The 9,691-nt window shown below is 55.4% G+C and carries 10 protein-coding genes; 9 read left to right on the top strand and 1 reads right to left on the bottom strand.

Annotated elements, in window-relative coordinates:
* The coding region (locus M3G15_RS20680) for an O-antigen ligase family protein (RefSeq protein WP_260071939.1) at window positions 1–1,191 on the top strand (1,191 nt) is incomplete at its 5' end.
* Here M3G15_RS20680 and M3G15_RS20675 read toward each other — a convergent pair.
* Window positions 1,112–1,423, bottom strand: a complete 312-nt coding sequence (locus tag M3G15_RS20675) for a dehydrogenase (RefSeq protein ID WP_260071938.1) — start codon at window positions 1,421–1,423, stop codon at window positions 1,112–1,114. The genes M3G15_RS20680 and M3G15_RS20675 overlap by 80 nt on opposite strands.
* Window positions 1,424–1,593: 170 nt before the next feature.
* On the opposite strand from M3G15_RS20675, the gene uptA reads away from it, so the two are divergent.
* From uptA to M3G15_RS20635, 8 genes are all read left to right on the top strand, one after another.
* The gene (gene uptA, locus M3G15_RS20670; protein WP_260071937.1) at window positions 1,594–2,205 is read left to right on the top strand and encodes an undecaprenyl phosphate transporter UptA; all 612 of its coding nucleotides are present in this window, start codon (window positions 1,594–1,596) and stop codon (window positions 2,203–2,205) included.
* Between the two features lie 135 nt (window positions 2,206–2,340).
* Window positions 2,341–2,967 carry an MBL fold metallo-hydrolase gene (locus tag M3G15_RS20665; RefSeq protein WP_260071940.1) on the top strand — a complete coding sequence of 209 codons (627 nt, stop codon included), beginning with the start codon at window positions 2,341–2,343 and terminating at the stop codon, window positions 2,965–2,967.
* Between the two features lie 351 nt (window positions 2,968–3,318).
* Complete coding sequence (locus tag M3G15_RS20660) at window positions 3,319–3,702, top strand: hypothetical protein (protein ID WP_009227101.1); 384 nt, start codon at window positions 3,319–3,321, stop codon at window positions 3,700–3,702.
* Window positions 3,703–3,889: 187 nt separating this feature from the next.
* Window positions 3,890–4,177, top strand: a complete 288-nt coding sequence (gene gatC, locus M3G15_RS20655) for an Asp-tRNA(Asn)/Glu-tRNA(Gln) amidotransferase subunit GatC (RefSeq protein ID WP_009227102.1) — start codon at window positions 3,890–3,892, stop codon at window positions 4,175–4,177.
* A gap of 65 nt (window positions 4,178–4,242) precedes the next feature.
* Entirely contained in the window at window positions 4,243–5,697 is a 1,455-nt protein-coding gene (gene gatA, locus M3G15_RS20650; RefSeq protein ID WP_009227103.1) for an Asp-tRNA(Asn)/Glu-tRNA(Gln) amidotransferase subunit GatA, read from the top strand.
* Between the two features lie 33 nt (window positions 5,698–5,730).
* Window positions 5,731–7,170 (top strand): Asp-tRNA(Asn)/Glu-tRNA(Gln) amidotransferase subunit GatB, encoded by a 1,440-nt coding sequence (gene gatB, locus M3G15_RS20645; protein WP_009227104.1) that lies wholly within the window; start codon window positions 5,731–5,733, stop codon window positions 7,168–7,170.
* 9 nt (window positions 7,171–7,179) lie between these two features.
* A complete protein-coding gene (locus M3G15_RS20640; protein ID WP_009227105.1) occupies window positions 7,180–7,638 on the top strand; it encodes a GNAT family N-acetyltransferase in 459 nt (152 codons plus the stop codon).
* Window positions 7,639–7,834: 196 nt separating this feature from the next.
* Window positions 7,835–9,652, top strand: a complete 1,818-nt coding sequence (locus tag M3G15_RS20635; RefSeq protein ID WP_260071936.1) for a DUF4097 domain-containing protein — start codon at window positions 7,835–7,837, stop codon at window positions 9,650–9,652.
* Window positions 9,653–9,691 lie beyond the last annotated feature (39 nt).

Below are 9,691 nucleotides of genomic sequence, written 5' to 3'. Positions count from 1 at the left end.
TCCGCCGGCTTCCTCGGACGGGGACTCCGTCCGGAAACGGCGTCCGCCCGCGCGGCGATGTACGCCGACGCCGCCGAGTTGCTCCGGCGGTCGCCATGGCTCGGCCAAGGCGGAGATGTCTGGCGCCACGCGTTCCGCCGCGTGCAAAGCCTGCCGTACGTCGGCAGCGAGGTGCACAGCGGATACCTGGACTTGGCGCTGGATCTGGGCTTGCTTGGCCTCGCCTGCGCTTTGCTGTGGCTTGGGGTGATGGCCATCCCCCTGCTGCGGGCGCGCAGCGCGCTGTTGCCGCCTTACCTGGCGCTGCTGCTGCATAGCGCCATCGACTTTGACTTCAGCTACGGTCTCGTCTGGCTGTTGCTGCTGTGGGCGGCGGCCATTGGAATCGCTGAAGCGGGCCCAGCCCGCCGCCTTCGTCTTCCAGCGTTGCTCCGCCCCGGGCTTGTCCTCGGCGCGTACCGCCGCGCCCGCCGCTTGCTCTCGCCACGCCCGCTGCGCATGGTGTGCAGCGGCCTCATCGCCGCTGCACTGCTCTTGCTTAGCGTGTCCGGGCTCCGCGAAGCGGAGAGCCAGCGGCTGCACCGCCAAGCCCTAGCCCGGCCGCCTGAGGCGAACCGGGAGGCGGCGGAGCTGCTTCGGCGCTCGCTGGCCCTTGCCCCGTACCGCACGGCGGTACGGTTAGCGCTCGCGGAACGCTCCGCGCCGCAGGAGGCCGACTCGCTCCTGCGGGCGGGCCTCCGTTACGAGCCGGAGCGCGCCGAGCTGTGGCTGGCATTGGGTCGGGCGCTGGCCCAAGCCGAACATCCCGCCGCTGCCCAGGCGCTGCGGCAGGGCATCGAGCTGGACCGGTACGACCGGGTCAAGCAGACGGCAGCACTGCGAGAGCTATGGGAGCTGGTGCAACGCTTGCAGGCGAGCGGGGGACTGCAACAGGCTGAAGCGGTGGCGTCGGTCGGGACCGACTTGTACCTGAGCTTCCTGCGTTTGGCAGGGAGCGTCGCCGCCAACCCGGCGTTGCGTAACGACCGGGACTTTCGGTTGACGGAAGAAGCCATAACGCTGGGGCGGGAGCTGCAGCAGCAGGCTCACCTTTATACAGGCGATGCCACCTCTATCCCCCAAACGCCGCGCGAAAAGCAGAGGACAACGCTTCGCGATCAACCTCCCACAGCTCAGCCAGCTCGGCGCTGACGGCTTCATCCCACCAATCCGCCAGCAGCTTGCGGTTGTTGATGTTTTCGCCGATCCACAGCAGATTGCCAATCACCTTTTTGTAATATAATGCTTCGCCTTCCTTGACTCGGTCCTCCGGAATATAAACGCCAAGCCGCTTAATCGTCCGGTACAGTTCTTTGCTGCAGCTGCGGCGGATTTTGCGGGGATTCGGGAGGGAAGTTTGATGTTTCGCCGGGAAGTTTGCCATGGCTGAAGTCGCCTCCTTTTGCTCCAGCATATGCGGGCGGATTTCCCGAAGTCACCGGTGCTGCTAACTGAAGTAGAACGCATGTCCATGGCTATGATAGAATAGACTGAGATTAGAGGCAGATTTTTGCTGTCTTCAGGACAGAAGCTAACGGGAAAGAGGACGAAGCTGTGGATTGGATATCGAATTTAGTGGGCGTATTATTGGATTGGGTGCAACAATTGGGGTATATGGGGATTATGCTGGGACTCATGATCGAGATTATCCCCAGCGAAATCGTGCTGGCCTACGGCGGTTATCTCGTGTATCTCGGACATATTAATTTCATCGGTGCCGTCTTCTTTGGTACAGTAGGCGGTGTCATTGCCCAGTTGTTTATTTACTGGATTGGGCGATACGGCGGCAGGCCGATTTTGGAGAAGTATGGGAAGTATATTCTGATTCAGAAGAAGCATATCGACGCCTCCGAAGCCTGGTTTCAGAAATACGGTCCCGGGGTCATCTTTACGGCGCGGTTTATCCCGGTGGCCCGGCATGCCATTTCCGTTCCTGCAGGGATCGCGAAAATGCCGGTGGGCAAGTTCCTGCTGCTGACGACGTTGGCGGTAATACCGTGGTCGGTGCTGTTCGTTTATTTGGGTATGCTGCTGGGTGAACAGTGGCAGCATGTAGACGAGAAAGCGGGTCCATACGTCATGCCGATTTTGCTGGCTGCTTTGGCGCTGTTAATCGTGTACTTGGTTGTCAAATCGTTCAGCAACCGGAGAAAAGGCGGTGCCTAAGCCGATAGGAGCTGTAAGTAGCCATTAAACCAAACGGACGGGCTTAGTGACCTGGCGATGAACATAAAGAGAGGAGGCGGAGTAAGCGAAGCGGCCCGCGAGCTTGGCGGCAACGCTTATTCCGAGAGATACACCATGCTGAAAATCGAAAGTTTTACTTTAGGCCCCCTGCAAACGAACGCGTATTTGTTACGGGGAGAAGACGAGAACCGGGCGATCATTATCGATCCTGGCTCGAACCCGGGGCCGCTGTTGCGCAGAATCGAAGGGTTGGAGATTGAGGCGATTTTGCTCACTCATGCTCATTTTGACCATATCGGCGGTTTGGACCAGATTCGGAAGGCTAAGAATTGTCCGGTCTATGTGCACCCGCTGGAAAGCGATTGGCTGACGACGCCAAAGCTGAACGGTTCCCTGATGTGGCCGGAGGTCGGACCGCCCATCTCCACAGATCCGGCGGAATTCGATCTGGCTGAAGGGCAGAAGCTTCACCTGATCGGGCATGAGTTCACCGTATTTCATACGCCGGGGCATTCCCCAGGCAGCGTGAGCTTCCTGTGCGGGGATGATCTTTTTTCAGGGGATGTGCTGTTCCGTCTTGGCGTAGGGCGCACGGATTTACCGGGAGGCCGTGAAGCGGACCTGTTTAACTCGATTCGCGGGAAGCTGTTCCAGCTGAAGGATGAGGTTAGAGTTTATCCCGGGCATGGTCCCCAAACGACCATCGGCTACGAACGGCAGAACAATCCGTACGTCTCTTAGAGAGTCGATGAAACCCTAATCATGGCGTTTGTGCAAAAAAAATCGACGAAATAGTACAAAAATAGTGGACAAAAGTGCAACCCTTTGATAGGATATACTTATTAAAACATTGTAACTTTTGCGAAGCACGCAAGCTGCGGAAATGATCCCGGTTTGCGTTCTTTTTTATGCTTTTTTGGGCTTGAACCAATGTCGGCGGGAACGAGATGTACTTCATGAAGCGAATCTGCATAAGCTATTCATATCCGGGATTCCGGGGTAGAACTTGACCAATCTCCGTCTCTTTTAGTAGGATTATATAAAGCAATACAAGTTGATGATTAGCATCCAAATAAATCAGGGAGGTAGACGATGCTTCATTTGGGAGAGAAAATTGTTATCGTCGGTGATGCTTTTGAGCAGAATCTTCCTGTTGGGGAATATGGCTACGTTATTGCTTACGACCGCAATCCGGACAATGCTTTTGACTACGTCATCCGGTCTCCGAAGACGGGGCGGAATTATTTCGTTCCTAAGAGCGATATAGAATCCGAAAGTCGGCTGATCGAGCAAGCAGCGGAACGCGCGACACAGGAAGCTTTGATCGATTACGCGCTGGCTACGCATAATGAGAAGCTGTTTCGGCAAATCATGAACGGCGAAGACAGCGATGCAGACGGGCAGCAGGAACCAACAAAGGAAGTAATGTCCCAAGCAGAGTTCATTAAACAAGTGAACCTGCGGGCATGGATATAAGAAGGGAGTCGGCTACAGGCCGGCTCTTTTTCTTTTTGCCGGGGAGGGATCCGCCTCCTTATAGCTCCTTTCCGCTTTAACGGATTGAATTGAACCGGAATCTACAATATAATTTTATTCAATTGTACAAGCATGGTAGAATGTACGAATAGTGCGGGAACGCATGACTAAAGGGAGGCATCTAAGCATGAGTATCCAGACGAAGGACGTTGAACACGTGGCGAGACTGGCCCGTTTGCACTTGACCGACGAAGAGCGGGACATGTTTACGGAACAATTAAATGCGATTTTACAATACGCGGAGAAGTTAAACGAACTGAATACAGACGATATCGCTCCGACCACGCATGTGCTGCATCTCAGCAACGTCATGCGGGAGGACGAAGTGAAGGAAAGCCTGCCGCCGGAGAAGGTATTCCGCAACGCACCGGAGGAGGAAGACGGTCAGTTTAAGGTTCCGGCCGTACTGGAATAGGTTATCCGCCTAAATGAACCAATCGACTAGAACGAACTTGAGTAAATAAAAGGAGGAAGCTTAGATTGGCGCTTTTTGATTTGCGTTTACAGGAGATACATAATCGGCTTCACAACAAGGAGTTGTCTGTTGCCGAATTGGTTAGCGAAGCCTTCGCCAGAATCCGCGAATACGACGGGAAGATCGGCGCCTACTTGACGTTGAACGAGGAGGGAGCCCGTGCGGAGGCAGCCCGTCTGGATGCCAAGTTGGCACAGGGGGAAGCCTGCGGTTTGCTGTTTGGACTCCCTGTGGGCATCAAGGATAACATGGTGACCGAGGGGTTGCTGACGACGTGCGGCAGCCAATTTTTGAAAAATTACGATCCGATTTACGACGCTACCGTGGTCACGAAGCTGAAGGAAGCGGAAGCGGTCACGATCGGCAAGCTGAATATGGACGAGTTCGCGATGGGCGGCTCCAACGAGAATTCCAGCTTCCATCCCGTGCGCAACCCGTGGGATTTAAGCCGTGTACCGGGCGGTTCCAGTGGGGGTTCGGCTGCAGCGGTCGCTGCAGGTGAGGCTTTCTTTACGCTGGGTTCCGATACCGGCGGTTCCATTCGCCAACCCGCATCGTATTGCGGTGTCGTTGGACTGAAGCCGACCTACGGCCGGGTATCGCGCTACGGCCTCGTGGCGTTTGCCTCTTCGCTCGACCAGATCGGGCCGATTACCAAAAACGTCGAAGACGCCGCCTACGTTCTGCAGGCGATCGCCGGTCACGATCCGAAGGATTCCACCTCGGCGGATGTGGAGGTACCGGATTATTTGAGCGCCCTCACCGGTGACATTACCGGGCTGCGCATCGCCGTGCCAAAGGAATATTTGGATGGCGTTGACCCGCAGGTTAAGACTGCGATTATGGATGCGTTGCGCGTGCTTGAAGGCCTTGGCGCTGTATGGGAAGAAGTATCGCTACCGCATACGGAATACGCGGTGGCCGCTTACTATTTGCTGGCGTCCTCGGAGGCCTCGTCTAACCTGTCGCGTTTCGACGGCGTTCGTTACGGCGTCCGTGCCGACAATGCCGGCAACCTGCTGGACTTGTACTACGATTCGCGCAGCCAAGGCTTCGGACCGGAAGTGAAGCGCCGGATTATGCTGGGGACTTATGCGCTGAGCTCGGGGTATTATGACGCCTACTATTTGAAGGCTCAAAAGGTCAGAACGCTGATCAAACAAGATTTCGATCAGACCTTTGACAAATATGACGTGATCCTTGGACCAACGGCTCCAACGACCGCGTTCCCGCTGGGCTCGCAGGTTGACGATCCGCTCACGATGTATTTAAACGATATTTTGACGATTCCGGTGAGCTTGGCCGGGGTTCCAGCGATCAGCGTGCCGTGCGGATTTGCCGAAGGCCTGCCGGTTGGGCTGCAAATCATCGGCAAGCCGTTTGACGAAAGCACGGTATTGCGCGTGGCTCACGCCTTTGAAGCGAATACGGATCATCACCAACAACGTCCCGCCTTGTAGGTTCCATAACAAAGTTTTGCAGGAGGATAGGCCATGTCAACATCCAAATATGAAACGGTGATTGGGTTGGAGGTGCACGTGGAGCTGCATACGAAATCGAAAATTTTCTGCGGCTGCTCCACGGAGTTCGGCGCCCCGCCTAATACGCATACCTGCCCGGTGTGCCTGGGGCATCCCGGCGTATTGCCGGTGCTGAACCGCCAGGCCGTCGACTACGCGATGAAAGCCGCGATGGCGCTGAATTGCGAAATCGGCGATGTCTGCAAGTTTGACCGGAAAAACTATTTCTACCCTGATTCGCCTAAAGCGTATCAGATTTCCCAATACGATCAACCAATTGGCAAGAACGGATACATCGATATCGAAGTGGACGGGAAGACGAAACGGATTGGCATTACCCGTCTGCATCTGGAGGAGGACGCCGGCAAGCTGACGCACGTGGACGGCGGGTACGCTTCGCTGGTGGACTTCAACCGCGTGGGCACGCCACTCGTGGAAATCGTGTCCGAGCCGGACATTTCCTCGCCGGAGGAAGCGCGGGCGTATCTGGAGAAGCTGCGGGCGATCATGCTGTACTGCGAGGTTTCCGACGTGAAAATGGAGGAAGGCTCGATGCGCTGCGACGCCAACATCAGCTTGCGGCCGTGGGGTCAGAAGGAGTTTGGCACACGCGCCGAGCTCAAGAACATGAACTCGTTCCGCGGCGTGGTTCGCGGTTTGGAGTATGAACAGCTTCGCCAGGCTGAGATTCTGGACGAAGGCGGAGAGGTTGTGCAGGAGACACGCCGCTGGGACGAGGCCCAAGGCAAAACGTTCTCGATGCGCGGCAAGGAAGAAGCCCACGACTATCGCTATTTCCCGGATCCTGACCTGGTTACTCTTCACATTGATCAGGAGTGGAAGGACCGGATCCGCGCGTCGATTCCGGAATTGCCGGATGCCCGGAAGGCTCGTTACACTTCGGAATACGGCTTGCCGGAGTACGATGCCGGCGTCATTACGTCCTCCAAAGCGCTGGCCGACTTATTCGAAAGCAGCCTTGAGTATACGAAGGACGCCAAAGCGGTGTCGAACTGGATCATGGGCGATCTGCTCGGCTACCTGAACAGCAACTCGCTGGAATTGTCCGACGTGAAGCTGACCGGACAAGGTCTCGGCGAGATGATCGGCCTGCTGGAGAAAGGCACCATCAGCTCCAAGATCGCCAAAACGGTATTTAAGGAAATGCTGCAAAGCGGCAAGCTGCCGCAGCAGATCGTTGAGGAGCAAGGGCTTGTGCAAATCAGCGACGAAGGAGCGATCATGGCGATCGTTCAAGAGGTCGTTGCGAACAACCCGGCCTCCGTGGAGGACTACAAAGCAGGCAAGGAGAAGGCCATTGGCTTCCTTGTCGGCCAAGTCATGAAGCAAAGTAAAGGGAAAGCAAACCCGGGGCTGGTCAACAAGCTTCTGGTGGAAGTACTGAAGGGCTAGGGGCAGCTGGTGATCAAGCGACTCACGCTAAGTGACACCGATATTGTGGAACAGCTCTGGAGCTTGCAGCATTCGGCTTACCGGCTGGAGGCTCAGGCTATTGGTCTGACGGAGATGCCGCCGCTGCCGGATACGTTTGACTCCATCCGCACGAGCAGGGATGTGTTTATCGGTGAGCTGTCGGAGGACGGGGAGCTGCTAGGGGCAATCGCGGTCCGCGATGAAATGCCCGGAAGTATGGAGATCACCCGATTAATGGTTCACCCAAACCATTTGCGTCAAGGAATTGGAGCCAAGCTGTTGCAGTATGTCCTGACCAACCATCTGGACAAGCAGGAGTTTACCGTAACGGCCAGTCCGCAGAACGCCCCTGCCGTTGCGCTGTACCGCAAGTTTGGCTTTCGTCCGGTGCGGTCCGTCCAATCTGCATCTGGCGTAGAATTGATGATATACCGACTGAATCAGTAAAGAGATTCAAGCACGCTTTCAAACCGGATGGCTAAGGTTTGAGGGCGTGCTTTTTGATTAATCAAGCACGGATACCGCAGGTTATGGAGGGACCAGTTCCTTCCACGTTACAGAATAAGTTCGTATCGGTTATGATTAAGGAAAAGAGAGATTCGCGTTGGATGAAGCCCAACAGAGATAGAAAGAGGTGGGGGAAATGACGCCGGATATGCTGCCGATCGGACAGCCGCCGATGCAAGGGCGCTCGAAAGGATACCAGCCCCGGCGACGCAAGCGCAAGCTGATTGCCGGTCTGCTGTCCGCCCTGTTCCCAGGGTTGGGGCATTTGTATTTGCGCAGTTATTTACGCGGCCTTTGCTTCATGTATTTTGTCTTGATCGATGCTTCGGCATTGATTTATTTCTCTTCTGTCCGCATGGCGATTAATGTGCCGCTGCTCATATGGCTTGGCTTGTTAATTCCCGCGGCTTATTTCTTTAGCATTTATGATGTCCTTCAATCCACGGATGCCCACAATGCCCGTCTGAAAAAAGAACTCGAAACGAGCCAACCCCCTTTCGCGGATACCTCGTCCGGCCGAAGCTTCAAGCAGGGCCTCGGAGCGGGGGTGCTGCTGATCGGGGGCGGCGCCGTTTTGATTGTGCTTCAGCTGAAGCCGTATTGGCTTCAGCTGCTGGTGCAATACGCCGGAGCTTATCTGGTCTCTGCGGCGCTGGCGATGGCTGCGTTGCTGCTGATCCTGCGCGAATCGAAACGTCTCTTCCTGCGCTCGGGACGTTTTACTACAGCTGTGGTTCTGCTGACGACAGCGGGATTTTTGCTGCATGATGCGATGAAGGATGGGGACGCGTTGCGGCTGTTGATCCGATGGTGGCCGTTGGTGTTCGTTTTGTGGGGAATTGAGCATATTATAATATTGGTCTGGAAACGAATGAGAGCCATGCAAGCCAGATTCCGGCCGCGTGTCGACGTGAAGGGGTTGCTCCTGTCCATGTTTATGGCCTTCTCGGTGTTCGCGATAACACAGCAGGACCAATACCTGCATTTATGGAACCGGGTCAGTCTGGATTTGACGGCCGCGGGGACAGAGTATAGCGCACAGGAAGGCTACCGCGTGGAGAAACCCCAATTGGATCTCCCCATCGACCTGGATACCGAACGGATCGTTTTTGATGGAATGAATGGGGATATCGAGGTGCGTAAGGCGGAGATCGACCATATTATTGTCCGCTATACGGTTTGGATCGATCAACTGGAGAATGAACCAGCCCGTAGAATTGCGGCAGTCACGTCCATCGAGGCCGATATAGGGAAGACGCTGAATTTATCCGTTAAGGATAAGGCATACGGGGAGACTGGCCGCCGTCACCCGAAGGTGAACGTGACCCTGATTGTCCCGCAAAACCGGTTTTTAGATTTGGACATTTCCACCTCGAACGGGAAAATCACATTAACCGGTGTTCAGGCCATGAAGCAGGTGAAGCTGCAAACGGGGAATGGGAACTTACGGTTATGGGATGTGATAGGAGATGTTTCGGCCAAAACGTTAAACGGGGACGTCGAGCTGTATCGGATCTTTGGCGATGCCCAGATTGATACGCAAGGCGGGAATATCAAAGGCCGGGGGATTACGGGCAAGGCTTCCTTGTCCACTCTGGTAGGCGATATTACGTTAACCGAGGCACAGGATGGAATTCAAGTGCATACGAAGAACGGCAATATCCGGGTAGACGGCGTTCCGCTAGACCTGAAGGCCGAATCGCTTAACGGCAAAATCGAGATTACCTCCCGGCTGGTTGGCGGCGATTGGGACGTATACAGCGCGGTTGGCGAGCTGCGGGTCGAGCTTCCGGAGGAAGGGAACTACGAGCTTACGGGTTCGAGCGGATACGGAGATATTTTTACCGAGCTGCCCTTTGTGGTGGATCACAAGGAAATTCATGGTACGCTTGGAACCGGCGAGTTCAAGCTCAAGATCGATGGCAACAGTGATCTATATGTGAATAAAAGCTAAATCCCAGCGATACGCCCAGTTGCAGGCGTTGATCCTGCG

The sequence above is a fragment of the Paenibacillus sp. p3-SID1389 genome, assembly GCF_025151705.1.
GTDB lineage: Bacteria > Bacillota > Bacilli > Paenibacillales > Paenibacillaceae > Fontibacillus > Fontibacillus phoenicis.
Note: the sequence above shows the minus strand (reverse complement) of the source record. Positions and strands in the feature narration are given on the sequence as shown.